Origin of the sequence: Kitasatospora sp. NPDC001540 (assembly GCF_042894345.1) — a bacterium.
In the GTDB taxonomy this organism is placed as follows: Bacteria; Actinomycetota; Actinomycetes; order Streptomycetales; family Streptomycetaceae; genus Kitasatospora; species Kitasatospora phosalacinea_C.
In genome coordinates this window covers 36,472-62,622 of record NZ_JBIAVO010000004.1, presented here as the reverse complement: position 1 = coordinate 62,622, position 26,151 = coordinate 36,472, and the positions used below count along the sequence as shown (strand labels likewise).

Annotated in this window: 17 protein-coding genes; 4 read left to right on the top strand and 13 right to left on the bottom strand. The window is 74.2% G+C overall.

Annotation, left to right across the window (positions count from 1 at the left end; genetic code table 11):
- Positions 1-49: 49 nt before the first annotated feature.
- The 9 genes from ACFY00_RS07145 to glgX form a co-directional block, all read right to left on the bottom strand.
- A complete protein-coding gene (locus ACFY00_RS07145; protein ID WP_388028125.1) occupies positions 50-1,999 on the bottom strand; it encodes a discoidin domain-containing protein in 1,950 nt (649 codons plus the stop codon).
- A 119-nt stretch (positions 2,000-2,118) separates the two neighbouring features.
- Positions 2,119-3,774, bottom strand: coding sequence for an allophanate hydrolase (locus tag ACFY00_RS07140; protein ID WP_388028123.1), 1,656 nt, complete (start codon positions 3,772-3,774; stop codon positions 2,119-2,121).
- Complete coding sequence (gene uca / locus ACFY00_RS07135; RefSeq protein ID WP_388028120.1) at positions 3,771-7,343, bottom strand: urea carboxylase; 3,573 nt, start codon at positions 7,341-7,343, stop codon at positions 3,771-3,773. Before uca ends, ACFY00_RS07140 begins: the two co-directional genes overlap by 4 nt.
- Positions 7,340-8,023, bottom strand: a complete 684-nt coding sequence (locus ACFY00_RS07130; RefSeq protein WP_388028118.1) for an urea amidolyase associated protein UAAP2 — start codon at positions 8,021-8,023, stop codon at positions 7,340-7,342. Before ACFY00_RS07130 ends, uca begins: the two co-directional genes overlap by 4 nt.
- Complete coding sequence (locus ACFY00_RS07125) at positions 8,020-8,829, bottom strand: urea amidolyase associated protein UAAP1 (RefSeq protein WP_388028116.1); 810 nt, start codon at positions 8,827-8,829, stop codon at positions 8,020-8,022. Before ACFY00_RS07125 ends, ACFY00_RS07130 begins: the two co-directional genes overlap by 4 nt.
- Before the next feature lie 155 nt (positions 8,830-8,984).
- On the bottom strand, positions 8,985-10,475 hold the full coding sequence (locus tag ACFY00_RS07120; RefSeq protein WP_388028114.1) for an amino acid permease: 1,491 nt from the start codon (positions 10,473-10,475) through the stop codon (positions 8,985-8,987).
- Positions 10,476-10,602: 127 nt separating this feature from the next.
- Positions 10,603-12,435: an ABC transporter ATP-binding protein gene (locus tag ACFY00_RS07115; RefSeq protein ID WP_388028111.1), complete on the bottom strand. Its 1,833-nt coding sequence runs from the start codon at positions 12,433-12,435 to the stop codon at positions 10,603-10,605.
- Positions 12,432-14,276, bottom strand: a complete 1,845-nt coding sequence (locus tag ACFY00_RS07110) for an ABC transporter ATP-binding protein (protein ID WP_388028109.1) — start codon at positions 14,274-14,276, stop codon at positions 12,432-12,434. The genes ACFY00_RS07115 and ACFY00_RS07110 overlap by 4 nt, the downstream gene beginning before the upstream one ends.
- Before the next feature lie 112 nt (positions 14,277-14,388).
- Positions 14,389-16,590, bottom strand: a complete 2,202-nt coding sequence (gene glgX, locus ACFY00_RS07105) for a glycogen debranching protein GlgX (protein ID WP_388028107.1) — start codon at positions 16,588-16,590, stop codon at positions 14,389-14,391.
- A 220-nt stretch (positions 16,591-16,810) separates the two neighbouring features.
- Between glgX and ACFY00_RS07100 the strand changes: the two genes are divergently transcribed.
- The 4 genes from ACFY00_RS07100 to ACFY00_RS07085 all read left to right on the top strand — a co-directional run bounded on the left by ACFY00_RS07100 (position 16,811) and on the right by ACFY00_RS07085 (position 21,504).
- Entirely contained in the window at positions 16,811-18,004 is a 1,194-nt protein-coding gene (locus tag ACFY00_RS07100) for an Ig-like domain-containing protein (RefSeq protein WP_388028105.1), read from the top strand.
- A gap of 176 nt (positions 18,005-18,180) precedes the next feature.
- The gene (locus ACFY00_RS07095) at positions 18,181-19,452 is read left to right on the top strand and encodes an Ig-like domain-containing protein (protein WP_388028104.1); all 1,272 of its coding nucleotides are present in this window, start codon (positions 18,181-18,183) and stop codon (positions 19,450-19,452) included.
- 182 nt (positions 19,453-19,634) lie between these two features.
- The gene (locus ACFY00_RS07090) at positions 19,635-20,843 is read left to right on the top strand and encodes an Ig-like domain-containing protein (RefSeq protein WP_388028102.1); all 1,209 of its coding nucleotides are present in this window, start codon (positions 19,635-19,637) and stop codon (positions 20,841-20,843) included.
- A gap of 226 nt (positions 20,844-21,069) precedes the next feature.
- Entirely contained in the window at positions 21,070-21,504 is a 435-nt protein-coding gene (locus ACFY00_RS07085) for an ATP-binding protein (RefSeq protein ID WP_388028581.1), read from the top strand.
- A 238-nt stretch (positions 21,505-21,742) separates the two neighbouring features.
- Here ACFY00_RS07085 and ACFY00_RS07080 read toward each other — a convergent pair whose 3' ends face one another.
- From ACFY00_RS07080 to gcvT, 4 genes are all read right to left on the bottom strand, one after another.
- Positions 21,743-23,110, bottom strand: coding sequence for an L-serine ammonia-lyase (locus ACFY00_RS07080; protein ID WP_388028100.1), 1,368 nt, complete (start codon positions 23,108-23,110; stop codon positions 21,743-21,745).
- Positions 23,111-23,273: 163 nt separating this feature from the next.
- Entirely contained in the window at positions 23,274-24,542 is a 1,269-nt protein-coding gene (glyA, locus tag ACFY00_RS07075) for a serine hydroxymethyltransferase (RefSeq protein WP_388028098.1), read from the bottom strand.
- 16 nt (positions 24,543-24,558) lie between these two features.
- Positions 24,559-24,933 (bottom strand): glycine cleavage system protein GcvH, encoded by a 375-nt coding sequence (gcvH, locus tag ACFY00_RS07070; protein WP_030919412.1) that lies wholly within the window; start codon positions 24,931-24,933, stop codon positions 24,559-24,561.
- Between the two features lie 90 nt (positions 24,934-25,023).
- A complete protein-coding gene (gcvT, locus tag ACFY00_RS07065) occupies positions 25,024-26,142 on the bottom strand; it encodes a glycine cleavage system aminomethyltransferase GcvT (protein WP_388028095.1) in 1,119 nt (372 codons plus the stop codon).
- Between the last annotated feature and the right edge of the window lie 9 nt (positions 26,143-26,151).

The window sequence follows — 26,151 nt, the reverse complement described above, 5'->3', positions numbered from 1 at the left end:
CGGGACGAAGAGGTTTCCGGTCGCCGCCCCCGGCCCGTGGGGGGCGGAACTACGAGGCGTAGACCTGCAGTTCGGCGACCTGGCCGGCCGGCCAGCCGGTGTTGGCGGTGAAGACCAGGCGCAGGTGGCGGGTGCCGGTGGCGGTGGGGAGGGTGAGCGTCGCGCGGTTGCCGGTCGCCGGGTCGAAGACGTAGCCGGCGGGGGCCAGCAGGCGGGTGAAGGCGGTGCCGTCGGTGCTGCCCTGCACCTCCACGGTCTGGGTGCGGGTGGCCCAGGCGGTGGCGGGCGGGACGGACAGGACGATCCGGCGCACCGGCAGGGTGGAGCCGAGGTCGGTCTGCAGCCACTGCGGGAAGGCGTTGTTGGCGCTCTCCCAGTAGCTGTTCGGGTCGCCGTCCACCGCGTTGCCGGAGCCGTAGACCTGGGTGTGGCTGCTCTCCGCGGTGGGCCGGTGCAGCGCCAGGTCGCCGGTGGGGACGGTGGTGGCGGCGGTGGTCGCCGAGACCTGGGCGGAGGCGGGGGAGAGGTTGCCCGCCGCGTCCAGCGCCTGCACGTCGAAGGTGTAGGTGGTGGAGGCGGACAGGCCGGTGACGGTGCAGGAGGTCGTCGTGGTGGTGGCCGCGACCGCGCCGCCGACCCGGACCCGGTAGCCGGTGACGGCCACGTTGTCGCTGGCGGCGTTCCAGGCCAGCGAGACCGTGGTGTCGCTCTGCCCGGTCACCCGCAGGCCGCCCGGCGCGCCGGGGGCGGTGGTGTCCGGCGCGGTCGGGAACGGCTGGGTCGGGCGGGCCGCCGTCACGGCCAACTGCCCCTTGAGCATCCGGCCGCCGTCGCCGGTCAGCCGCAGGTAGTAGTCCGAGGAGCAGGCGGTGCCGTCCTCGTCCAGCGCCAGGAACCCGGACCCGGCGGGCACCCAGGCCTGGGACTCGGCGGTCTTCGCGATCTGGTTGCCCTCGTTGTACTCGTCGAACATCGAGACGTACGCGGACGCCACCCCGGCCCGGGCCATGTTGTAGAACTGCCGCCACATGAAGTCGCCGTGCGCCCGCTGCCGGTCGCCGACCCCGCCGGGCAGCACGCACGGCTGGTAGTCGATGCCGTGCGCGGCGCACTCCGCCAGGTCCGGGACGGTGGCGACGTTGTAGAAGTTGTCGGCGTCCGCCGCGCTGCCGATCCGGCCGACCAGCCAGGGCGAGAGCATGTCGAAGGAGTGGTAGACGTCCGAGAAACCGGGCCGGGAGTCCCGGTCGCCGGTACGCCACCAGGTCGGCACCCCGCCGATCACGTAACAGCCCTGCGCCTTGAACCAGTTGACCACGTCCTGGCACTGCGCGGGGGTGAACGGGCGCTGGGCGTCGTTGAAGCCGAAGCCCCAGACGCACACCACCGGCTTCCCGTTCTGCCGGGCGTACGCGGGCGAGGCGGTGTGGGCGCGCATCTTGTTCGTCCAGTCGGTCTTGATGTCCGACTGCATGGTCGTCCAGTCAGAGACGTCGTACATGACGTAGAACTTCACGCCCTGCGACTCCGCCGCGCTGCGCACCCTGCCCGCCATCGCGTCCCGGGTCGGGCCCTCGCCGCCGGTCGGGTTGAAGCGCTGCAGGGCGGCGGTGTCGATGCCGTACTGCTTCATCCAGCGGAAGTGCAGGTCGACGGTGGACTGGTCGTAGGAGGAGAACAGGGCGGCCTGCTGACCGTTGTTCAGGTTGGCGAAGGCGGTGGCGTACGTGCGCGGGTACTCGCGGACGTCCGGCCAGGCGACGATCGCGCTGTTGGCGGGGGAGGGGGCGGCGCCCCAGTTGCGGGACCAGTGCCACCAGCCGTTGATCGGGGCGCCGTCGCCCGGGCAGGCGAACCAGCCCTGGTAGCCGACCGTCACCTTGCCGACCACGTCGCCCGGGGCGCTGGCGGCGTGGGCCGGGGCCTCGCCCAGGGCCAGGCCCGTCGTGAGGCCCGCCGCTGCCGCCGCCTGCAGGAACACCCGTCGCGATACCACCATGCCGCTGCCTCCGCCCGGTTGACGACGTCCTGTCAGGTCCGCGACCCGACGACCCGGGAGCGTAACGACGTTGACTTCGGGCGGCAATATGTTCGACAGATATTGCAAGAAGTGGATGGTCAGTTTGAAAGAGATCGACTGGCGAGGTGGGCGGTCCACCCGCCGGACGCCGTGACGTCCACCGCGCCCGCCAGCGCGGCCGGTTCGCACAGGAAGCCCGGTGCGCTCACACCGTCCGCCAGCCGGACCGGGCCCAGCGCCATCGGGTGCGGCAGGGCGGCCAGCAGCGCGCCCAGCCCGGCGGCGGGCAGCTCCCAGAGCTCGCCCGCCAGGGCCGCCCCGCCCTCCGCCACCCGGACCAGGCCCGGCTTGGGCGGGGCGGTGTCCAGCGCGTACATCCGGTACTCCGGGGCGGTGCGCACCTCGGCGGTGAACCGGCCGCCCAGCGCGGTCAGTTGGCCGTTCAGCGGCTGCCCGGTCAGGTGCGCGCCGAACACCGCCAGCCGCACCGGCGGGGCGGTCAGCAGCCGGGCCAGCGCGGCCAGCCGTCCCTCGGTCCGGGGCGGGCCGACCAGCATCACGCCGAACGGCAGGCCGTCGACCGTGCCCGCCGGGACGGCGAGCGCGCACAGCCCCAGCAGGTTCGCCGAGTTGGTGAACCGGCCCAGCCGGGCGTTGGCGCCGACCGGGTCGGCCGCCACCTCGGCGAAGGTCGGGTGCCAGGTGGTGGTGGGCAGCAACAGGGCGTCCGCGTCGCCGAGTTCGGCCAGCGCCGCGGCCCGCAGCCGCTCCAGCTCGGCCCGGTCGGCGAACAGCCGGTGCGCCGGCACCTCCCGGGCCGCCCGGACGATGCCCGCCACCACCGGGTCCAGCCCCGGATCGCCCCGCTCGGCCGCCGCGTCCACGAACGCGCCCACCGCGGCGTACCGCTCGGCCACGAAGGCGCCCTCGTACAGCAGCGCCGCCGCCGCGTCGAACGGCGACAGGTCCAGGTCGCGCAGCTCGACGCCCGCCGCCGCCAGCCGGTCGGCCGCCGCCGCGTGCGCCACCGCCCAGCCGTCCGCGAGCACGCCCAGCCGGGCGGCGGCCGGGACGGCGACCCGCCACGGGCCCGGGCGGCGGCCCGGGGCGGCCGGGGCCGGGTCGGCCAGCAGCCGCAGCGCGGCCTGCGCCTCGTCGACCGTGCGGGCGAACACCGAGACGCAGTCCAGGCTCGCGCAGGCCGGGACCACGCCCGCGGTCGGCACCAGGCCCGGGGTCGGCTTCAGGCCCACCACGCCGTTCAGCGCCGCCGGGACCCGGCCCGAGCCCGCCGTGTCGGTGCCCAGCGCCAGGTCGACCAGGCCCAGCGCCACCGCCACCGCCGAACCCGAGCTGGAGCCGCCCGAGATCCGGCCCGGGTCGACCGCGCCGCGCACCGCGCCGTACGGGCTGCGGGTGCCGACCAGGCCGGTGGCGAACTGGTCCAGGTTGGTGGTGCCCAGCACCACCGCGCCCGCCGCCCGCAGCCGGGCCACCGCCGGGGCGTCCCGCTCCGGCGCGTACGCGTAGGACGGGCAGCCCGCCGTGGTCGGCAGGCCCGCCACGTCGATGTTGCCCTTCACCGCGCACACCGTGCCCGCCAGCGGCAGCCGCTCGCCCGCCGCGACCCGGGCGTCCACCCCGGCCGCCTCGGCCGCCGCCTCCGCCTCGGGCCGCAGGTCGATCCACACCTCCGGCCGGTCGACCGCGGCGATCCGCGCGTACGCCCGGCGCACCCGCTCCAGCGCGCTCACGCGGGAGCCCCCAGCACCACCAGCGGGCTGCCCGCCTCGACCTGGTCGCCCGAGCCGACCAGCAGCTCGGCGACCACGCCGTCCCGGTCCGAGAACACCGCGGACTCCATCTTCATCGCCTCCAACGCCATCAACCGCTGCCCCTTGCGCACCCGTTCGCCCGGCGCCACGTCCACCTTCCACACGCAGGCGGTGAACTCGGCCTCCACCACGCCGCCGCCCGGCGGCACCTCCACCGCGCGCGGCGCGGCGGGCGCCGCCCCGGCCGCCCGGTCGGCCCGGTCGAACTCGCCGGACTCCTCCCAGGCCCGCCGCTCCGCCGCGAACGCCGCCGCCTGCACCGCCCGGAACTCCTCGATCGGACCGGCGTTCGCGCTCAGGAAGCGCAGGTGCTCGGCGAGCGCGAACTCGCCCTCCTCGATCCGGAGTTCGAACCGTCCCGCGGCCATGTCGGCGCGCAGCTCCAGCAGCTCCTCCGCCGAGACCGGGTACCAGCGGATCCGGTCGAAGAAGCGCAGCAGCCACGGCGCGCCCGGGGTGAACGGCCCGCGCTGCTGCCAGCCCGACCACATCTGCACCGTCCGCCCGACGAACTGGTAGCCGCCCGGGCCCTCCATGCCGTACACGCACAGGTAGGCGCCGCCGATGCCGACCGAGTTCTCCGCCGTCCACGTCCGGGCCGGGTTGTACTTGGTGGTGACCAGCCGGTGCCGCGGGTCCAGCGGGGTCGCCACCGGCGCGCCCAGGTAGACGTCGCCCAGGCCCAGCACCAGGTACTCGGCGTCGAAGACCGTCCGGTACACCTCGTCCACCGAGGCCAGGCCGTTGATCCGGCGGATGAACTCGATGTTCCACGGGCACCACGGCGCGTCGTCGCGCACCCCCGCGACGTACCGCTCGATCGCCTCCCGGGTCGCCGGGTCGTCCCAGGACAGCGGCAGGTGCACCGTCCGGCTGGGCACCACCAACTGCTCGGCGGGCGGCAGCTCCTGCTCCAACTCGCGGACGAGTGCCAGGAGTTCGGAGACCGGGAGGACGCCCGGATCCACGTGCACCTGGAGCGAGCGGATGCCCGGCGTCAGGTCGACCACGCCCGCCGGGCGCCGCCCGGCGACCAGCTCCGCCAGCGCGTGCACCCGCATCCGCAGCGCCAGGTCCAGCTGCATCGGCCCGTACTCGACCAGCAGGTTGTCGTCCCCGCTGCGCCGGTACGTCACCGACGGGCGGCCCGGGCCCTCGGGCAGTCGGTCCAGCACGCCGCCGTCCAGCACCGCCGGGCGCGAGGGGGCGGGCACCGCGGCCGGGGCGCGGCGCAGCGCCGCCGCGTCGTCGGCGGTCACCGGCACGAAGCGGACGGTGTCGCCCGGCCGCAACTGCCCCAGCTTCCAGCGCTGCCCCGAGACCACCGTCGCCGGGCAGACGAACCCGCCCAGCGAGGGCCCGTCCGGCCCCAGCAGCACCGGCATGTCGCCGGTGTAGTCGACCGCGCCGACCGCGTACGGGGTGTCGTGGATGTTCGACGGGTGCAGGCCCGCCTCGCCGCCGTCCCGGCGGGCCCAGGCGGGCTTCGGGCCGACCAGGCGGACCCCGGTGCGGGCGCTGTTGAAGTGCACCGACCAGTCGGCGGCGTAGAACTCGGCGACGTCCTGCTCGGTGAAGAACTCCGGGGCGGCGTGCGGCCCCTCGACCGCGGGCAGCAGCCAGGGCGAGGTGAACTCCGGGCGGTCGGCGACCGGGCCCGCGCCCGGGCCGAGCGGGCCGGTGCCGCCGTGCAGCACGTCGCCGGTGCGCAGCGCCCGGCCGCCGTGGCCGCCGAAGCCGCCCAGCGTGAACGTCGCCGCGCTGCCCAGGAACGCCGGGGCGTCCAGGCCGCCCGCCACCAGCAGGTAGCAGCGCAGGCCCGGGCCGGGCGGCGCCGGGACGTCCAGCAGCCCGCCCGCCGGGACGAGCACCGGCTCCCACTGCGGCACCGGCGCGCCGTCCACCGTCACCGCCGCGGGCGCGCCGGTCACGCACACCCAGGTCGGGGCGGTGAACCGCAGCGCCGGGCCCAGCAGCGTGCACTCCAGGCCGGGCGCGCCCTCCGGGTTGCCCAGCGCCCGGTTGCCGAGCCGGAACGACAGGTCGTCCATCGGCCCGCACGGCGGCACCCCGACGTGCCAGTAGCCGGTGCGGCCCGGCCAGTCCTGCACGGTGGTCTGGGTGCCCGCCCGGACCACCTCGATCCGGGGCGTCGGGTCCGCGACGCGCGCCAGCGTCCCCGTGTGGTGGGCGGCCGCGGCCACCTCCGGCACCGCCGGGACGGCCCGCAGCAGGCCCAGGTTGGTCTCGACGCCGTGGATCCGGGTGTCCGCCAGGGCCTTGGTCAGCCGCTCCAGCGCGTCGGCGCGGTCCGCGCCGTGCACGACCACCTTCGCCAGCATCGGGTCGTACGCGGTGGTCACCTCGGTGCCGGTCTCCACCCAGGTGTCCACCCGGACGTCGGCGGGGAAGGCCACCTCGGTCAGCAGGCCCGCGCTCGGCCGGTGCTCGCGCGACGGGTCCTCGGCGTACACCCGGGCCTCCACCGCGTGCCCGCGCGGCGGGCCGACCTCGCGCACCACCCCGCGCTCGCCCCGGGCCAGGCGCAGCATCCACTCGACCAGGTCGACCCCGTACACCGCCTCGGTGACCGGGTGCTCCACCTGCAGCCGGGTGTTGACCTCCAGGAAGTACGCCTCCTCGCGCGCCGCGTCGTACACGTACTCCACGGTGCCCGCCGAGCGGTAGCCCACCGAGGCGCACAACTGCCGTGCCGAGTCGGCCAGTTCGCGGCGGACGCGGTCGGGCAGGCCGGGCGCCGGGGCCTCCTCCAGCACCTTCTGGTGGCGGCGCTGCAGCGAGCAGTCCCGGTCGCCCAGGGTCACCACCCGGCCGGTGCCGTCGCCGAACACCTGCACCTCCACGTGCCGGGCCCGCTCCACCAGCCGCTCCAGGAACACCCCCGCGGTGGCGAAGTTCGCGGCCGCCACCCGCTGCACGCCCTCCCAGGCGTCGGCCAGTTGCGCCGCGTCCCGGCAGGCCCGCATGCCGATGCCGCCGCCCCCGCCGGTGGCCTTCAGCATCACCGGGTACCCCACCGCCTCCGCCGCGGCCAGCGCCGCGGGCAGGTCGGCCAGCAGCCCGGTGCCCGGTAGCAGCGGCACCCCCGCCGCCTCGGCCGCCGCGCGGGCGGTGTGCTTGGCGCCGAACACCTCCAGCTGGGCCGGGGTCGGGCCGACGAAGGCCAGGCCCGCCGCCTCCACCCGGCGGGCGAACGCGGCGTCCTCCGAGAGGAACCCGTACCCGGGGTGGACCGCGCCCGCCCCGCCCTCCAGCGCGGCCGCCAGCACCAGGTCCGCCCGCAGGTAGCTGTCCTTCGCCGCGGCCGGGCCCAGCCGCACCGCGCGGTCGGCCATCCGCACGTGCGGGGCCGAGCGGTCCGGGTCGGAGAACACCGCGACGGTGGACAGGCCGATCCGGCGGGCGGTGCGGACGATCCGGGCCGCGATCTCGCCCCGGTTGGCGACCAGCAGGGTGTCGAAGCTCATCGCGGGCCCTCCCCGGCGGTTGCGGCGGGCACGGTGGCTCCGGTGCGCCCGGTGACCGTCATCCGCACCGGGGTCGGGTCGAAGCCGTTGCACGGGTTGTTGACCTGCGGGCAGTTCGAGACCAGCACCAGCACGTCCGCCTCGGCCCGCAGCACCACCCGCAGGCCCGGCGCGGAGAGCCCGTCCACGATGCCCAGCGTGCCGTCCGCCTCCACCGGCACGTTCATGTACCAGTTGAGGTTCGACACCAGGTCGCGCTTGCCCAGCCCGTGCCGGGCCCCCTCGGCCAGGAAGTTCTCCACGCAGGCGTGCTGCGACCAGGTGTGGTGGCCGTAGCGCAGCGTGTTCGACTCCTTCGAGCAGGCGCCCGCGATCGTGTCGTGCCGCCCGCAGTCGTCCGCCACCACCGTCATCAGCGGGGTGTGCTCGTTCGACATCAGCACCGTGCCGGTGGACACGAAGACACTGCCGGACGCCTGCAGGGTGTCGGCGGCGCTGTAGCGCACCGCGGTGTCGTGCGCGTCGTACAGCAGGCAGTCGACGGCCTGGTTGCCGTGCAGGTCGGTGACGGTCAGGAACTGCCCGCGGCGGACCACGGCGGACCAGGCGGCGCGGGCGGGGACGACCTCGTCCAGGACGACGGTCTCCGGGACGGCGGCGGGGATGGCGGTGGTGGTCATCGGGCCCCCAGGGCGGCGGTGTTGAGGTGGGCGCGGTGGCGCTCGGGCGTGGCGTCCCAGTGCGGGTCGCCGGGGGCGGTCACGGCGCCCGGGGTGACGGTGACCCGCAGCGGGGTGCAGTGCCAGGCCGGACGCGGGTCCAGCGGGTGGGCGGTGTTGGCCAGCAGCAGGGTGGTGCGCTGCTCCAGCCGCAGCACCACCTCGGCCCCCGGGCCGGCCGAACCGGTGGGGCGCAGCGAACCGTCCGGGTCCACCGTGACGCCGCGGAAGAACGAGACCGGGGCGGGCAGGTCGCGCGGGGCCAGCCCCTGCTTGGCCGCGGCCAGCAGCAGCAGTTCGCGCCCCGCCGGGGACGGGCCGTGCGCCGCGCCGTCCCCGTAGCGGGCGCGGTTTCGGGCCGCGGTCGACGCGCCCGCGAGGGCGTCGTGCCGACCGGAGGTGTCCGCGACCAGGGTGGCCAGCACCCGGCCCTGGTCCGAGAGCAGTTGGCTGCCGAGCCGGAGGTAGGCGTTCCACTGCACCTTCACGGTGTCCGCCGGGTTCAGCCGCTCCCAGGGGCGGTCGGTCACGAACAGCAGCAGGTGCGCGCAGGCATCCCCGTCCCGGTCGGTCAGCGCGACGTGCGCGCCCGCCGGGAGGGCCAGCTGGGTGTAGCCGCCGCCCGCGACGGTCTCCGACCACAACGTGCCTGCGGGCGGCGGCAGTTGCGGCATGCAGTCCACGACCGTGCCCGCCTGGGACCTGGCGTGGGCGCGGGCGGCCGTGGTGGTGGCGGTGCCGGCCTCGGCGTGGGGGGTTTCTGTCATGCGACAGAAATTAGGGAGGGGTGGATTCGGCGCCATTGCCCCGGCGTGACACGGGAGTTACCGTCCCCTCACGGTGAGGGCGGTGCGGTGCGGGCGGGGCGGACGCGCGGAGGCCGCCCGGGGTGCGGGCGGCCGTGGGCGGGTGGCGGGGGAGGTCAGGGGCGTCGGCGGCGCAGGCGGTAGGCCGCGCCGGTGGCGAGGGCGGCGGCGAAGGTCAGCAGGGCGAACCAGCGCAGGTACCAGTGGCCGCCCTCCGGGTCGTACACGGCGGCGCGCGGCCACGCCAGGTTCACCGTCATCGCCACCCCGTACAGCAGCGCCGCCGCGTTCACCGGCAGGCCCCAGCGGCCCAGCGAGAACAGCGGACGGCCCGTCTCGTCCGTCGCGGGCGCGCCCTCGCCCAGCGGCAGGCCGCGCAGGCGGCGGACCAGCGCCGCGCCCACCACCAGGGCGTACGCCGCGTAGACCAGGGCCACGCAGGTCGAGGAGAGCGCCACGAACGCCGCCGGGGACGCCAGGTTGAGCAGCAGGAAGCCGACCGCCGGGGCGCCCACCGCGAGCGCCGCCCGGCGCGGCATCCCGCTGCGCGGGGCGACCGCGGACAGGCGGCGCCACCCCGGCAGCGCGCCGTCCCGGGCCATCGAGAACACCATCCGGGCCCCCGCCGTCTGCATCGCCAGGGTGCCGACGCACACCGCGACCGCGACGTCCGCGAGCAGCACCCGCCCCAGCCCCTCGCCCAGCCGGCTGGTCAGCACGTACGGCAGCCCCTCCGCCGCCAGTCGCCCGTCGGTCAGGCTCGGCGCGGCCAGCACCCCGCCGAGCAGCAGCAGTCCGCCGCTCAGGCCCGCGGCGGCCAGCGCGGCCAGGATCGTCCGGGGCGCCGTCCGGCGCGGGGCCAGGGTCTCCTCGGAGAGCTCGCCCGCGCTGTCGAACCCGATCATCACGTACGCCGCGGTGAACGCCCCCACCAGCAGCGCCCACCCGCCGCCGCTACCCGGCGCGGTGTGCAGCAGCTCCCGCGGGGGCTGTTCGGCGTGGCCGAACAGCGCCACCACGATCAGCGCGATGCCCAGGATCTCCGCGCCCACCCCGACGCCGTTGACCAGCGTCAGCACCCGGTTGTCGACGGCGTTCACCACGGTGGTCAGCGCGATCAGCGCCGCCCCGAGCAGGACGGCGTTCGCCGCGCCGCTCGCCGTGGTCGGCGACGGGTCGCCGCCCAGCAGCTGGAAGCCCGACCACAGGGCGGGCAGCACCACCTGTAGCGCGAGGGCGGCGGCCGCCACCACGACGACCTGGCCCAGCACCATCAGCCAGCCCGTGAACCACCCGTACACCGGACCGGCCATCCGGCTCGCCCACTGGTAGATCGCGCCCGAGAAGGGGTGCCGGGCCGCGAGTTCGGCGAAGCACGCGGCCACCAGCAGTTGGCCGAGCAGCACGACGGGCCAGGTCCAGACGAAGGCCGGGCCGGCCGCGCCGTAGCCGAACGCGAACAGTTGGAAGACCGTGGTGAGCACCGAGATGAAGGAGAAGCCGGCCGCGAAGGAGCCGAACCGGCCGATGGTGCGGTGCAGTTGCTGGGGGTAGTCGGCCGCGACGGCGGTGGCGGCCGGGGGCGCGGACGTCGTGCTGGTGGTCATGGGGCACCGGCCTTCCGCAGGCGTTTTCTGTCGGGTGACAGAAATTAGGGGGCTGCGGATTCCCGGGTGTTGCACGGGAGTTGCCCGGTGGTTGCCGTCTCCTCACGGGGGAGCACCTGGTCCGTCCCTACACCAGGCTGTCCTTCCAGGTCCGGTGGAGGGTGGCGAAGCGGCCCTCGCCCGCGATGAGGGCGGCGCGGGTGCCGTCCTCGACGATGCGGCCCTGGTCCATGACGAGGACGCGGTCGGCGATCTCGACGGTGGAGAGGCGGTGGGCGATGATCACGGCGGTGCGGCCGGCCAGGACCGTCCGCATGGCGTGCTGGACGGCCTGCTCGCCCGGGACGTCCAGGGAGGAGGTGGCCTCGTCCAGGATCAGGACGGCCGGGTCGGCGAGCAGGGCGCGGGCGAAGGCGACGAGTTGGCGCTGCCCGGCGGAGATGCGGCCGCCGCGCTTGCGGACGTCGGTGTCGTAGCCGTCGGGGAGGGCGGCGATGAACGGGTGGGCGCCGATCGCGCGGGCGGCGGCCTCGACCTCGGCGCGGGTGGCGTCGGGCTTGCCGACGGCGATGTTCTCGGCGACCGTCCCGGAGAAGAGGAAGGACTCCTGGGTGACCATCACGACGTTGGCGCGCAGGTCGGCGGTGGAGAGCCCGCGCAGGTCGACGCCGTCGAGGGCGACGGTGCCGGAGGTGGGGTCGTAGAAGCGGGCCAGCAGCTTGGCGAGGGTGGACTTGCCCGCGCCGGTGGCGCCGACCACGGCGGTGGTCCGCCCGGCCGGGAGCCGCAGGTCGAACGGGGGCAGCACCTGCTTGCCGTTGGCGTAGGCGAAGGAGACCTCGCGGAAGACGACCTCGCGGCCCTTGCCCGCGGCGGCGGGCAGCGCGACGGGTTCGGCGGGCTCGGGGACGGACGGCTCGTGGGCGAGCAGGCCGGCCATCTTCTCCAGGGCGGCGGCCGCGGACTGGTAGCTGTTGAGGAACATCGCCAGCTGGTCGATCGGGTCGTACAGGCGGCGCAGGTAGAGCACGAAGGCGGTGAGGACGCCGAGTTCGAGGCTGCCGTCGGTGACCAGGAAGGCGCCGAGGACGACCACGCCGGTGATCCAGACGTTGGCGGTGAGCCGGGAGAGGAAGACGTACCGGGCCATCTCCAGCAGGCCGTCCGCGGTGGCGGTGGCGGACTGCCGGTTGAGGGTGCCGAACGCCTTCTCGTTGGCGGCCTCGCGGCGGAACGCCTGCACCGGGCGGATGCCGTTCATGGTCTCGGTGAAGCGGACGATGAGCCCGGCGGTGACGGTGCGGGAGCGGCGGTAGACCTGCTGGGAGCGGCGCCGGAAGGAGCGGATGACCAGGTACATCGGCAGGAAGGAGACCAGCGCGGCCAGGCCGAGGCGCCAGTCGACCACGACCAGGACGACCGTGATGTAGCCGACGGACAGGCAGACCATCAGGAGCTCCTGCAGGCCCTCGGCGAGCAGTTCGCGCAGGGTGTCCACGTCGCTGGTGGCGCGGGAGATGATCCGGCCGGAGGTGTAGCGCTCGTGGAAGTCGAGGCTGAGCCGCTGGGCGTGCCGGAAGATCCGGCCGCGCAGGTCCAGCAGGACGTCCTGGTTGATCCGGGCGGCGAACCGGATGAACGCCCGCTGCAGCAGGGTGGCGAGCAGCGCGCAGCCCAGGTACGCGGCGGTGACGGCGACCAGCGGCCCGGCGCGGTGGTCGCGCAGGGCGGGGATGCCGCGGTCGATGGCGACGGCGACCAGCAGCGGCCCGGCCTGCAGGGCGGCCTGCTGGAGCAGGACGGTGAGGACGGCGACGACGATCCGGCGGCGGTGCGGGGCCAGCAGCGAGCCGAGCAGGGCGCGCGGGGCGCCGGGCGGGACGGGGATGTCCTGGTCGTCGGCGGCCGGGGGGAGGAGGTCGTCCTCCGCGACGGCGGGTTCGGCGACGGCGGTGCTCATCGGGCCAGCGCCCCTTCCAGCTCGGACTCGCCGGACATCAGGGCCCGGTAGGCGGGACAGGAGCGCAGCAGCTCCTGGTGGGTGCCGACGGCGGCGATCCGGCCGTCGGCGAGCAGCGCGACCCGGTCGGCGAGCAGCACGGTGGACGGGCGGTGCGCGACGACCAGGGCGGTGGTGTCGGCCAGGACCCGCCGCAGGGCCCGCTCGACCAGGGCCTCGGTGCGCACGTCGAGCGCGGAGAGCGGGTCGTCCAGGACGAGGAAGCGGGGCCGGCCGACCACGGCGCGGGCCAGCGCCAGGCGCTGGCGCTGGCCGCCGGACAGGCTCAGGCCCTGCTCGCCGACCTCGGTGTCGAGCCCGTCGGGGAGCCGGTCGACGAAGCCGGCCTGCGCGGTGGCGAGGGCGGCGGCGACCTGCTCGGGGGCCGCGTCGGGGGCGCCCATCAGGACGTTCTCCCGGACGGTGGCGGAGAACAGGGTGGGCTCCTCGAAGGCGACGGCGACCTCGCGGCGCAGCCGCTCGCGCGGCAGGTCGCGGATGTCGGTGCCGTCCAGCGTGATCGAGCCCGCGGTGGGCTCGTACAGCCGGGGGAGCAGCGCGGTGAGGGTGGTCTTGCCGCTGCCGGTGGCGCCGACCAGGGCGAGCGTCTCGCCGGGGCGGACGTGCAGGTCGACGCCGGCCAGCAGGTCGGGGCTGTCGGCGGGCGCGTCGGGGTAGCGGAAGCGGACGCCGGTGAAGCGGATGCCGCGGTCCCCGGAGGGGGCCGGGCCGGACGGCGGGTCGGCCGGTTCCGGCTCGTCCATCACCTCGAAGTAGCGGTTGGCGGCGCTGGCGGCCTCGGCGGCGAAGCCGAGCAGCCAGCCGAGCGACTCGACCGGCCAGCGCAGGGCGAGCGCGGTGGACAGGAAGGCGACCAGGGTGCCGACCGAGAGCTGGTCGTGGGCGACCAGGACGGCGCCGGTGGCCAGGACGCCGCCGAGGGCGAGCTCGGGCAGGCCGACGATGGCCGCCCAGAGGTTGCCGAGCAGCCCGGCCTTGCGCAGTTCGGTCCCGCGCAGCTCGGCGCTGCGGCGGCGGAACTCCTCGGCCATGGTGCGGTGCCGGCCGAAGGCCTTGAGGATCCGGATGCCGAGCACCGACTCCTCGACCACGGTGGCGAGGTCGCCGTTCTGGTCCTGGGCGAGCCGGGAGGCGGCCGAGTAGCGGGCCTCGAAGTGGCGGGTGAAGAACAGCAGCGGGACGGCCGGGACGAGGGGGATCAGGGCGAGCCGCCAGTCCAGCGCGAACATCAGCGCGGTGCCGGTCAGGAAGACCGTGGAGTTGACGACCAGGAAGACCAGCGGGAAGGCCAGGAACAGCCGCAGCACGAACAGGTCCGAGGTGGCCCGGGAGAGCAGTTGGCCGGAGGGCCAGCGGTCGTGGAAGGAGATCGGCAGCCGCTGGAGCTTGGCGAACAGGTCTCCGCGGAGCCTGGTCTCGACCTTGGCGAGCGGGCGGGCCACGATCACCCGGCGGACGCCGAACAGCACCGCCTCGGCGACGCCGAGCAGCAGCAGCGCCCCGGCCAGCGGCCACAGGCCGGACAGGTCGCGCTCGGCGACCGGGCCGTCGACGATCCGGCGCAGCACGACCGGGACGGCCAGCACGCTGAGCGAGGCGAGCCCGGCGGCGGCCATCGAGCCGAAGATCCGCCAGCGGACCTCGCGCGCGTAGGGCCACAGGCGCAGCAGCGAGCGCACCGCGGACCGGGGTGCCGGTGCGGGTGGGGCCTGGGCGCCGTCGGTGGACGGTTCGTTCGGATCCGCGGGGGTGGGCGGAGCGGAGGTCTGGTTCTCGGCCATCGCCGAGAGGGTAGGCCGTCCCGCCGACATTTCTCATCCGGTTTTTTGCCCCTGTCGGCGAGATCCGGCCAGGCCGCGGCGGCCCGGTCCCGCCGCCACGGCCCGGCCGCGTTCACCCCGCGGTCAGCAGCACCGCCGAGCGGCCGGTCAGCAGCGCCTCCGTCACCGCCACCGCCTCCGGCGCCCCGGCCAGCGCGGTGTCCAGCACCGGGACGTGCGGGCCGGGCAGGGTGAAGCGCCGGGGCTCGGCGGCGGCGTTCAGCAGCAGCAGGAAGTCGGCGTCCCGGACCTCGCGGCCCTGCGGGTCGCGCTCGGACATCGCCCGGCCGGACAGCCGCATCGCCAGCGCCTGCCCGGGCGAGAACCAGTCCGCGTCGGTCATCTCCCGGCCCGCCGGGGTCAGCCAGGTCAGGTCCCGCTGCCCGTCCGGCCCGGCCGGGCGGCCGGAGAAGAACGCCCGCTGCCGCAGCACCGGGTGGGCCCGACGCAGGTGCACCAGCTTGGCGGTCAGCTCGGTCAGCGAGCGCCAGTCCGGGTCGTCCAGCAGCGACCAGTCCAGCCAACTGGTCTCGTTGTCCTGGCAGTACGCGTTGTTGTTGCCGCCCTGGGTGCGCCCCATCTCGTCGCCCGCGGTGATCATCGGCACCCCGCTGGAGAGCAGCAGCGTGGTCAGCAGGTTGCGCAACTGGCGCACCCGCAGCGAGCGGACGGCCGGGTCGTCGCTGTCGCCCTCCACGCCGTGGTTCCAGGACCGGTTGTCGTCGGTGCCGTCCCGGTTGTCCTCGCCGTTGGCGCCGTTGTGCTTGCGGTCGTAGCTGACCAGGTCGCGCAGCGTGAAGCCGTCGTGCGCGGTGACGAAGTTGACCGAGGCGTACGGGCGGCGGCCGCCGCGCTGGTACAGGTCGGAGGAGCCGGAGAGCCGGGTCGCCAGCTCGCGGACGTCCGGCCGGGCGCCGCGCCAGAAGTCCCGGACGGTGTCCCGGTAGTGGTCGTTCCACTCGCCCCACAGCGGCGGGAAGCCGCCGACCTGGTAGCCGCCCGGGCCGACGTCCCACGGCTCGGCGATCAGCTTGACCCGGCTGAGCAGCGGGTCCTGCGAGACGGCGGCGAGGAAGGGGTGCTCCATCTCCACGCCGTCCCCGCCGCGGGCCAGCGCGGCGGCCAGGTCGAAGCGGAAGCCGTCCACGCCCATCTCGGCGACCCAGTACCGCAGCGAGTCGGTGATCAGCCGGATCACCTGCGGGCGGCGGGTGTCCAGCGTGTTGCCGCAGCCGGTGTAGTCGGCGTAGCCGCGGCGGGAGCGGTCCGGCCGGTAGTAGCCCGGGTTGTCGATGCCGCGCAGGGAGAGCGTCGGGCCCATCACGCCCTGCTCGGCGGTGTGGTTGTAGACCACGTCGAGGATCACCTCGATGCCCGCGGCGTGCAGCGCCCGCACCATCCGCTTGAACTCGCCGACCTGCTGGCCCCGGCTGCCGCTCGCCGAGTAGCCCGCGTGCGGGGCGAAGTAGCCGAGCGTGTTGTAGCCCCAGTAGTTGACCAGCCCGCGGGCCTGCAGGTGGTCCTCGCTGACGTGGTGGTGCACCGGCAGCAGCTCCACCGCCGTCACCCCCAGCCGGGTCAGGTGCGCGATCGCCGCCGGGTGCGCCAGCCCCGCGTAGGTGCCGCGCAGCTCCGGCGGCACCTCCGGGTGGCGCATGGTGAAGCCGCGCACGTGCAGCTCGTACAGCACCGTCTCGGCCCACGGGGTCTTCGGCCGCTGGTCGTCGTACCAGTCGTCGTCGTCGTGCACGACCACGGCCTTGGGCACGTACGGCGCGGAGTCCCGGTCGTCCCGGACGGTGTCCGCCACGTCCCGCTCGGGCCAGTTGCGGACGGCCGCGCAGGTCGCGTCGTGGGCGGTGTAGGCGCCGTCGACCGCCCGGGCGTACGGGTCGAGCAGCAGCTTGGCGGGGTTGTGCCGGACGCCGGTCCACGGGTCCCACCGGCCGTGCACGCGGAAGCCGTAGCGGGTGCCGGGCAGCACGCCGGGCAGGTAGCCGTGCCAGGTCTGGTACGTCTGCTCGGTCAGCCGGTGCCGGCTCTCCCGGCCGCGCTCGTCGAACAGGCACAGGTCGACGGCCTCGGCGGTCGGCGCCCAGAGCGCGAAGTTGGTGCCCCGGCCGCCCTCCGCGTCGCTGCGGAACCGGGCGCCCAGCGGCTGCCAGCTGCCCGGCCACGGCGGGGCGGCCCCGGGCCGGGGCGCCGAGCCGTTCCACCGGACGGCCGACCGCGCCTGACGGCCCGTGCCCGCACCCAGCTCCTGCCACGCCGTCATGGCGACCCTCCCAGCCATCCGGGGGCCCGTCCCCGTTCTTCCGGTTGTTCCCTGTCCGACGGCCCTCGTCACCCCGGGTCGGGCGGAGTGACGCACCGTGATCGATCATGTGCCCAGCGGAGCCGGATGCGGAAACCCATTCGGCCGTGTCCGGCGGACGGAATCGCTCGTTGTGTCCGGTATCGGGTGGTAGCTGACGAAAACGGACACGGAGGACGGCATGCGCGCCGCGGTACGGCTCTGGGCACGGCGGGCGGCGGCGCTCGGGCTGCTGCTGCTGGCGGGCTGCTCCGGCGGCGACCGGGCCCCGGACGGCGACGCGGCCCCGCCGGTCTCCCGCGCCCAGCTCGCGGTGGAGCCCGGCGACGGCGCGCAGGACGTCCCGGTGGACGGCCGGGTCGCGGTGTCGGTCACCGGCGGACGGCTGCTGACCGTCCGGCTCGCCGACGACCGCGGCGCGACCGTCCCCGGCACGCTCACCGCCGACCGCACCGGCTGGCTGGCCGACCACCGGCTCGCCACCGCGACCGCGTACACCCTGGACGCGGTCGCCGAGGACGGCGCGGGCCTGCGCGCCGTCCAGCACGCGGGCTTCACCACCGTCGCCCCCGAGCACACCTTCGTCGGCTTCTTCACCCCCGAGGACGGCTCCACCGTCGGCGTCGGCATGCCCGTCTCGCTGCGCTTCTCGCACCCGATCGCCAACCGGGCCGCGGTCGAGAAGGCGGTCGCCGTCACCGCCGACCCGCCGCTGGAGATCGCCCCGCACTGGTTCGGCGACCAGCGGCTCGACTTCCGCCCCCGCGCCTACTGGCCGGCCGGCACCCGGGTCACCCTGCTGCTGCGGCTCAAGGACGTCGAGGGCGCGCCCGGCTACCTCGGCACCCAGGACAAGGACGTGCGCTTCACCGTCGGCCGCTCGCTGGTCGCCACCGTCGACCTGGACGCCCACACCATGACCGTCCGCCGGGACGGTCGGGTGCTGCGGACCCTGCCGGTCAGCGGCGGCAGCCCCGAGCACTCCACCTACCTCGGCACCATGGTGGTCTCCGAGCGCTTCGAGGAGACCAGGATGAACTCCCGGACGGTCGGGCTCGGCGACGAGTACGACATCAAGGACGTCCCGCACGCGCTCCGGCTGACCGCCTCCGGCACCTTCGTCCACGGCAACTACTGGAGCGACCCCGCGGTCTTCGGCGCCGCCAACACCAGCCACGGCTGCATCGGCCTGCCCGACGCCAAGGGCGGCTCGGACGACTCCCCGGCCGGCTGGTTCTACCGGCACACCATCACCGGCGACGTGGTCGAGGTCCGCGGCTCCCGCGGCGAGCGGGTCGCCCCCGACAACGGCCTCTCCGACTGGAACCTGGACTGGGCGCACTGGACCGCGGGCAGCGCCCCGGGCCGCGGCTGAGGGTTCACCGAACCGGCACCGGGCTCCCGCCGAAGATTCACCCGGACGGGCCCGTTATCCTGACCGCGCGCGACCGGGTCGGCACAGGGCGGACCCCGGATCGGGCCGACCCGGTGCAACCGATCCCGGGCGTCAGCACGTGTATTCGTCGGGAATACCGGGAGGGGAGCAGCGCAGTGGAGACGGTTCGTACGGCCGGAGCGGTGGCGGGACGCGGACGGCGGGCCAGGCGGTCCGCGACGGCGCTGCTGGTGGGCGGCGTCCTGCTGCTCGGCACCGCGGCCTGCAACGACAACGGCGGCGGTTCGACCGACGCCAAGGGCAGCGCGGGCGCGACCGCGGGCGGCGGGGGCGGGGGCGGCGGGTCCGCGAGCGACGCCCCGCCGAAGACCTCGGCGGCGCAGCTGACCGTCACGCCCGCCGACGGCGCGACCGACGTGCAGCCGAAGGACGGTCTGCAGGTGGCGGTGGCGAGCGGGAAGCTCACCTCCGTCGCGGTGACCGACAAGAACGGCAAGGCGGTCGAGGGCAAGATCGCCGACGACGGCCTGAGCTGGAAGCCCACCGGTCAGCTGGCCGTCGGCACCACCTACACCATCGCCGCGCAGGCGGTGGACTCGGCGGGCCTGGTCGCCGCCTCGACCACCAGCTTCACCACGCTGACCCCGGCGAAGACCGTCTCGACCAACGACAACATCGCCGACAACGGCACCTACGGCGTCGGCATGATCGTCTCGGTGCGCTTCGGCAAGTCGATCAAGAACAAGCAGGCGGTGGAGGCGGGCGTCACCGTCACCGGCTCCGACGGCACGGTGGCCCGCGGCCACTGGTACGAGAACAACACGCGGCTGGACTTCCGGCCGGAGAACTTCTGGGCGCCCGGCACCAAGGTGACGGTCAAGTACCGCCTGAAGAACGTCGAGGTGGCCCCCGGCGTGTACGGCGACATCGACAAGGACGAGCCGTTCACCATCGGCCGCTACCAGGTCTCCACGGTGGACGCGGCGGCCCACACCATGACGGTGGACCACGGCGGCGGCAAGACCGAGGTCATCCCGATCACCGCGGGCAACGACCAGAACCCGTCCTGGAACGGGACCATGGTGATCTCCTCCAGGGAGAAGGTCACCCGGATGAACTCGGCCACCGTCTCCAACGTCAAGGGCGACGAGTACGACGTCCCCGACGTGCCGCACGCGATGCGCCTGACCTCCACCGGCACCTACGTGCACGGCAACTACTGGAGCAGCGCCTTCGGCAAGTCCAACGCCAGCCACGGCTGCGTGGGCATGGCCGACGTCAAGGGCGGCGGCGACGCCACGGCGGCGGGCAAGTTCTTCAACTCCTCGATGATCGGGGACGTGGTGAAGATCAAGAACTCCAAGGGCCAGACCGTCGCCGGCGACAACGGCTGGAGCGGCTGGACCGTCCCGTGGAGCAAGTGGTAGGCCCGGTGCCCGTGCGGTGACGGCCCGGCGGTCGACCGACCGCCGGGCCGTCGGCCGTTCGTGACCGGACCGGGACACTTCACCCGCAACGTTTCCGCCGCCCGACCCGTCATATCAACCGAAAGGCCGGTCACCGGACCGGCCCGGGTGTGCGGTGTGGGGAGAGCGGAAGCGTGAAGGCGATGCGCGCGGGATACGCGGTGGGGGCGCTCGCGGGCGCCCTGGTCCTGATGGTGACGACGGCCGGGTGCAGCACCGGCTCGGCGAAGGCCGAGAGCCCCAAGGGCTCGGCCGCGGCCGGCGCCTCCGGTGACGCCAGCCCCAGCCCCGCGGTCTCGGCCGCGAGCATCGCGATCGAACCCGCCAACGGCAGCACCGGCGTCAAGCCGACCGGCGCGGTCAAGGTCTCGGCCGCCAACGGCAAGCTCACCTCGGTCAAGGTCACCGGCCCGGACGGCACCGAGGTCCCGGGCGAGCTCACCGCCGACGGCACCGGCTGGGCCCCCAAGGCGGGCCTGGCGGTCAGCACCGCCTACACCGTGGACGCGCTCGCCGAGGACGCCAAGGGCGTGGTCACCAACGCGCGCTCCACCTTCACCACCCTCACCCCCGACAAGGAGGCCGGCACCAGCGACAACATCGCCGACGACGGGACCTACGGCGTCGGCATGATCGTCTCGGTGCGGTTCGACCGCTCGGTGAAGAACAAGGAGGCGGTGGAGGCCGGCATCACCTTCGAGGCCTCCGACGGCACCAAGGTCAAGGGCCACTGGTTCGGCGACAAGCGGGTCGACTTCCGGCCGGAGAACTACTGGAACCCCGGCACCAAGGTCACCATCCACTACAAGCTGAAGAACGTGGAGACCGCGCCCGGCGTCTACGGCGACGTGGACAAGGACGAGCCGTTCACCATCGGCCGCTCGCAGGTCACCACCGTCGACGTCAACACCCACAAGATGGCGGTCGTCCGGGACGGCCAGCAGGTCGACACCGTCGCGTTCACCGCGGGCAAGCCCGGTTTCGACACCTGGAACGGCGTCATGGTGGTGGAGGCCAAGGAGGGCACCACCCGGATGACCTCGGCCGGCGTCACCAAGGAGGGCTCCGGCGACGAGTACGACCTGGTGGTTCCGCACGCCATGAGGTTGACGGACTCGGGCACCTACGTGCACGGCAACTCGTGGAGCGGCAGCGCGATCGGCAGCGCCAACGCCAGCCACGGCTGCATCGGCGTCACCGACACCAAGTCCGGCAGCCCGAGCGCCCCGGCGGGCAAGCTCTACGACTCCAGCCTGGTCGGGGACGTGTTCAAGGTGGTCAACTCCAAGGGCCCGGTGGTCGACTCGTCCAACGGACTGGGCGGCTGGAACACCCCCTGGACGCAGTGGTGACGCTCGGGCGTCCGTTCGGTTGCTGAGGGCATATGCCAAACGAATAGTGATCGTTTGCTCATTGTCCGTACGCGCCTGCTCGCGTTCCGCAATGATGGGGCGCATGGCGGCATGGGGCGAAGCAGAGCGGTCATCACTTCCACCGGCCCGCACCCACGGTGACGACCCGTCAGGGATCGCCCCCGGCGTGGTGCTGGCCGACCTGGAGCGGCTGACGCCGGAGGAGATGGAGCACCTCTTCTTCGGCGTCCTCAGCGACCCCGACGCCGCGGAGGAGGTCCGCCTCCCCTCCCGCCCGCAGTCCGCCGGGGTGGCCCGGCGCCTGGTCCTCTCGGTCTTACGGACGTGGAAACTCCACCAGCTCATGGAGGCGGGGGAGTTGCTGACCGGTGAACTCGTCGCCAACGCCGTCCGGCACACCGGCGGCCGGATGATCGGCCTCAAGGTCACCCGTCGCCCCGGCTGGCTCCGGATCGAGGTCCGCGACTCCTCCCGCGCCCTGCCCTGCCTGATCCAGGCCCCCGAGGTCGGCTACCAGAACGGCCACGGCCTGCGCCTGGTCGAGTCCCTCGCCGACCGCTGGGGCGCGGACCTGCTGCCGCGCGGCAAGGGCGTCTGGTTCGAGATGAAGATCCGCGAACGGGCCGCCGCCGCCGTCTGACCCCACCTCTCCGCCGCTGCCTGGCATCCGAAGGTGAACTGAGCCACACGCCTTGGTTTCGATTTTGTCCCCCCGCCCATAGCGTGCGATAGTCATGCAAGTCGGGCAGCACAACCCGGCACTCCCCATCCGGTGGGCACGCACCCCCTTGGCCCCCGGATGACGCACAGGGGCCCCGGACCGCGAACAACCGCGGACAGGGGCCCCGTACCGTTTCCGGGGGTGCGCCGCAGGCGCCTCAGCACTCGATGACGTTCACGGCGAGGCCGCCGCGCGAGGTCTCCTTGTACTTGACCTTCATGTCGGCACCGGTCTCCTTCATGGTCTTGATCGCCTTGTCGAGCGACACGTGGTGCCGCCCGTCGCCGCGCAGGGCCATCCGGGCGGCGGTGACGGCCTTCACGGAGGCCATGCCGTTGCGTTCGATGCAGGGGATCTGGACCAGGCCGCCGACCGGGTCGCAGGTGAGGCCGAGGTTGTGCTCGATGCCGATCTCGGCGGCGTTCTCGACCTGTTCGGGGCTGCCGCCGAGGACCTCGGCGAGGCCGCCCGCGGCCATCGAGCAGGCGGAGCCTACCTCGCCCTGGCAGCCGACCTCGGCGCCGGAGATGGAGGCGTTCTCCTTGAAGAGCATGCCGATCGCGCCCGCGGCGAGCAGGAAGCGGACGATGCCGTCCTCGTCCGCGCCGGGGATGAAGTTCAGGTAGTAGTGCAGGACGGCGGGGATGATGCCCGCGGCGCCGTTGGTGGGGGCGGTGACGACGCGGCGGCCGGAGGCGTTCTCCTCGTTGACGGCCATCGCGTAGAGGGTGACCCACTCCATCGCGTTGCCCGGGCCGACGCCCTCGGCGCGCAGGGCGCGGGCGGCGCTGGCGGCGCGGCGGCGGACCTTGAGGCCGCCGGGGAGGATGCCCTCGCGGGCCATGCCCGCGGCGACGCACTCCTTCATGACGGCCCAGATCTCCAGCAGTCCGGCCCGGATCTCGGCCTCGGTGCGCCAGGCCTTCTCGTTCTCCAGCATCAGGCCGGAGATGGACAGGCCGGTCTCCCGGGTGAGGCGCAGCAGTTCCTCGCCGGTGCGGAAGGGGTGGCGCAGGACGGTGTCGTCGGGCTTGACCCGGGCCTCGCCGATGGCGTCCTCGTCGACCACGAAGCCGCCGCCGACCGAGTAGTAGGTCTTCTCCAGCAGCACCTCGCCGGAGGCGTCGTACGCCCACAGGGCCATGCCGTTGGCGTGGTACGGGAGGGCCTTGCGGCGGTGCAGGACGAGGTCGTGGTCGGGGTCGAAGGGGATCTCGTGGCGGCCGAGCAGGCTGAGCCGCTTCTCGGCGCGGACGCGTTCGACGTCGAGGTCGGCGCGGTCGACGTCGACCGTGCGGGGGGAGTGGCCCTCCAGGCCGAGCAGGACGGCCTTGGGGGTGCCGTGGCCGTGGCCGGTGGCGCCGAGGGAGCCGTACAGCTCGGCCCGGACGGTGGCGACCCGCTCCAGCAGGCCCTCGGAGCCCAGCCGACGGGCGAACATCCGGGCGGCGCGCATCGGGCCGACGGTGTGCGAGGAGGAGGGGCCGATGCCGATGGAGAAGAGGTCGAAGACGCTGATGGCCACGGGGTGACGTCCTTGTCCGGTCTCGTGGTGGTGCTGGGTCCCGTCTCGTGGACGGGGCGCGGCATGGGACGGGGCACCGCGCGCACGTCTTCCAGTGTGCGCGGTGCCCCGGGAAAGCTCGGGCGGGCCGCCGGTCGGGCGGCCGGAACGAGCGGGGTGCTGCTTACAGCTCGGGGTAGAGCGGGTGCTTGGCGGCGAGCGCGCTCACCCGGGCCTTGAGGGCCTCGGCCTTCGCCTCGTCGAAGCCGGGCTTGAGGGCCTCGGCGATGACGTCGGCGACCTCGCGGAAGTCCTCGGCGCCGAAGCCGCGGGTGGCCAGCGCCGGGGTGCCGATGCGCAGGCCTGAGGTGACCATCGGCGGACGCGGGTCGTTCGGGACGGCGTTGCGGTTGACCGTGATGCCGACCTCGTGCAGGCGGTCCTCGGCGTCCTGGCCGTTGAGCTCGCTGTTGCGCAGGTCGACCAGGACCAGGTGGACGTCGGTGCCGCCGGACAGCACGGAGACGCCGGAGGAGGTCACGTCGTCCTGGAGCAGGCGCTCGGCGAGGATCTTCGCGCCCTCCAGGGTGCGGCGCTGGCGCTCCTTGAACTCCTCGGAGGCCGCGACCTTGAACGCGACGGCCTTGGCGGCGATCACGTGCTCCAGCGGGCCGCCCTGCTGGCCGGGGAAGACCGCGGAGTTGATCTTCTTGGCGTGCTCGGCCTTGGAGAGGATGACGCCGCCGCGCGGGCCGCCCAGGGTCTTGTGGGTGGTGGTGGTGACCACGTCCGCGTACGGCACCGGGGAGGGGTGCAGACCGGCGGCGACCAGGCCGGCGAAGTGCGCCATGTCGACCATCAGCAGGGCGCCGACCTCGTCCGCGACCCGGCGGAACTCGGCGAAGTCCAGCTGGCGGGGGTAGGCGGACCAGCCCGCGATGATCAGCTTCGGCCGGTGCTCCTTGGCGAGGCGCTCGACCTCGGCCATGTCGACCTGGCCGGACTTCTCGTCCACGTGGTAGGCGACCACGTTGTAGAGCTTGCCGGAGAAGTTGATCTTCATGCCGTGGGTCAGGTGACCGCCGTGGGCCAGGTTCAGGCCCAGGATGGTGTCGCCCGGCTGGATCAGCGCGAACATCGCCGCGGCGTTCGCCTGCGCGCCGGAGTGCGGCTGCACGTTGGCGTGCTCGGCGCCGAACAGCTCCTTGATCCGGTCGATGGCGATCTGCTCGACCACGTCGACGTGCTCGCAGCCGCCGTAGTAGCGGCGGCCGGGGTAGCCCTCGGCGTACTTGTTGGTGAGCACCGAGCCCTGGGCCTCCATGACCGCCACCGGGGCGAAGTTCTCGGAGGCGATCATTTCCAGGGTGGTCTGCTGGCGGTGCAGCTCGGCGTCGACCGCGGCGGCGATCTCCGGGTCGAGCGCGTGCAGGGACTGGTTGAGAACCGTCATCAGGGGGGTCTCCCGGTCAGGCGCCGGTGAAGGCGGTGTAGCCGTCGGCGTCGAGCAGCTCGTCGGTCGCCTCGACCCGGACCTTGAACAGCCAACCGCCCTCGAAGGGCTCCGAGTTGACCAGGGCCGGCTCGTCGATGACGGCCTGGTTGACCTCGGTGACCTCGCCGGTGGCGGGGGAGAAGAGGTCGCTGACCGACTTGGTGGACTCAAGCTCGCCACAGGTCTCACCCGCGGTGACGGTGTCGCCCACCGCCGGGAGCTGGACGTAGACGATGTCGCCGAGGGCGTCGGCCGCGTGCGCGGTGATGCCGACCGTCGACACCCCGTCCACGGCGGCGGTCAGCCACTCGTGCTCCTTGGTGTACTGCAGGTGCGTGGGGTTGCTCATGGCGTCATTCTCCAGGATCGCGGGAGGGGAGGGCGCGGCCGTCCGCTGGGCGGACGAACCGGAGGAGGACTGCTCGGGGGAGGTGCGGGGTCAGCGGGCGCGCTTGTAGAACGGCAGCGCGACGACCTCGACCGGCTCGGCCTTGCCGCGCACGTCCACCGCGACGGCGGTGCCGGGCTCGGCGTGGACGGCGTCCACGTACGCGATGGCGATCGGCCTGCCCAGCGTCGGGGACGGCGCGCCGGAGGTGATCCGGCCGATCACGGCGCCCTCGGCGTCCACCACCGCGTACTCGGCGCGCGGGACGCGCTTGCCCTCGGAGACCAGGCCGACCAGCTTGCGCGGCGGGTTGGACTCGGCCTGCGCCGCGGCCTCCTCCAGCGCCTTGCGGCCGACGAAGGCGCCGTCGTTGGTGGTCTTGTCGAAGCGCACCACCCGGCCCAGGCCCGCGTCGAACGGGGTCAGCTCGGTCGACAGCTCGTGCCCGTACAGCGGCATGCCCGCCTCCAGGCGCAGCGTGTCGCGGCAGGACAGGCCGCACGGGACCAGGCCCTCGGCGGTGCCCGCCCCGGTCAGCGCCGTCCACAGGTGCTCGGCGTCGGCGGGGGCGCAGAACACCTCGAAGCCGTCCTCGCCGGTGTAGCCGGTGCGGGCCAGCCAGACCCGGCGGTCGGCCACCGTGGCGGGCAGCAGGGCGTAGTACTTGAGGCCGGGCAGGTCGGCGTCGGTCAGCTTGGCCAGGATGCCGTTCGCCTCCGGGCCCTGGACGGCGAGCAGCGCGTAGGCGTCGCGGTCGTCGCGGACGGTGGCGTCGAAGCCCGCCGCGCGCTCGGTCAGCGCGTCCAGCACGACCTGGGCGTTGGAGGCGTTGGCGACCACCAGGTACTCGTCCTCGGCGGTGCGGTAGACGATCAGGTCGTCCAGGATGCCGCCGTCCTCGCGGCAGATCATGGTGTAGCGGGCGCGCAGCACGCCGAGCGCGGAGATGAAGCCGACCAGCGCGTGGTCGAGCAACTCGCCCGCCTGCGGGCCGGAGACGGTGATCTCGCCCATGTGCGAGAGGTCGAACAGGCCGGCCCGGGTGCGGACGGCGAGGTGCTCCTCGCGCTCGCTGCCGTAGCGCAGCGGCATGTCCCAGCCCGCGAAGTCGGTCATGGTGGCGCCGAGCGAGCGGTGCAGCGCGTCGAGCGCGGTCAGGCGGAGGGACACGACGGGACT

Excerpts from the sequence above, each read along its gene's own strand:
- ACFY00_RS07145 (WP_388028125.1), bottom strand. The coding sequence starts at position 1,999 with ATGGTGGTATCGCGACGGGTGTTCCTGCAGGCGGCGGCAGCGGCGGGC.
- uca (WP_388028120.1), bottom strand. The coding sequence starts at position 7,343 with ATGAGCTTCGACACCCTGCTGGTCGCCAACCGGGGCGAGATCGCGGCC.
- ACFY00_RS07130 (WP_388028118.1), bottom strand. The coding sequence starts at position 8,023 with ATGACCACCACCGCCATCCCCGCCGCCGTCCCGGAGACCGTCGTCCTG.
- ACFY00_RS07125 (WP_388028116.1), bottom strand. The coding sequence starts at position 8,829 with ATGACAGAAACCCCCCACGCCGAGGCCGGCACCGCCACCACCACGGCC.
- ACFY00_RS07120 (WP_388028114.1), bottom strand. The coding sequence starts at position 10,475 with ATGACCACCAGCACGACGTCCGCGCCCCCGGCCGCCACCGCCGTCGCG.
- ACFY00_RS07115 (WP_388028111.1), bottom strand. The coding sequence starts at position 12,435 with ATGAGCACCGCCGTCGCCGAACCCGCCGTCGCGGAGGACGACCTCCTC.
- ACFY00_RS07110 (WP_388028109.1), bottom strand. The coding sequence starts at position 14,276 with ATGGCCGAGAACCAGACCTCCGCTCCGCCCACCCCCGCGGATCCGAAC.
- glgX (WP_388028107.1), bottom strand. The coding sequence starts at position 16,590 with ATGACGGCGTGGCAGGAGCTGGGTGCGGGCACGGGCCGTCAGGCGCGG.
- ACFY00_RS07100 (WP_388028105.1), top strand. The coding sequence starts at position 16,811 with ATGCGCGCCGCGGTACGGCTCTGGGCACGGCGGGCGGCGGCGCTCGGG.
- ACFY00_RS07090 (WP_388028102.1), top strand. The coding sequence starts at position 19,635 with ATGCGCGCGGGATACGCGGTGGGGGCGCTCGCGGGCGCCCTGGTCCTG.
- ACFY00_RS07085 (WP_388028581.1), top strand. The coding sequence starts at position 21,070 with ATGGAGCACCTCTTCTTCGGCGTCCTCAGCGACCCCGACGCCGCGGAG.
- glyA (WP_388028098.1), bottom strand. The coding sequence starts at position 24,542 with ATGACGGTTCTCAACCAGTCCCTGCACGCGCTCGACCCGGAGATCGCC.
- gcvH (WP_030919412.1), bottom strand. The coding sequence starts at position 24,933 with ATGAGCAACCCCACGCACCTGCAGTACACCAAGGAGCACGAGTGGCTG.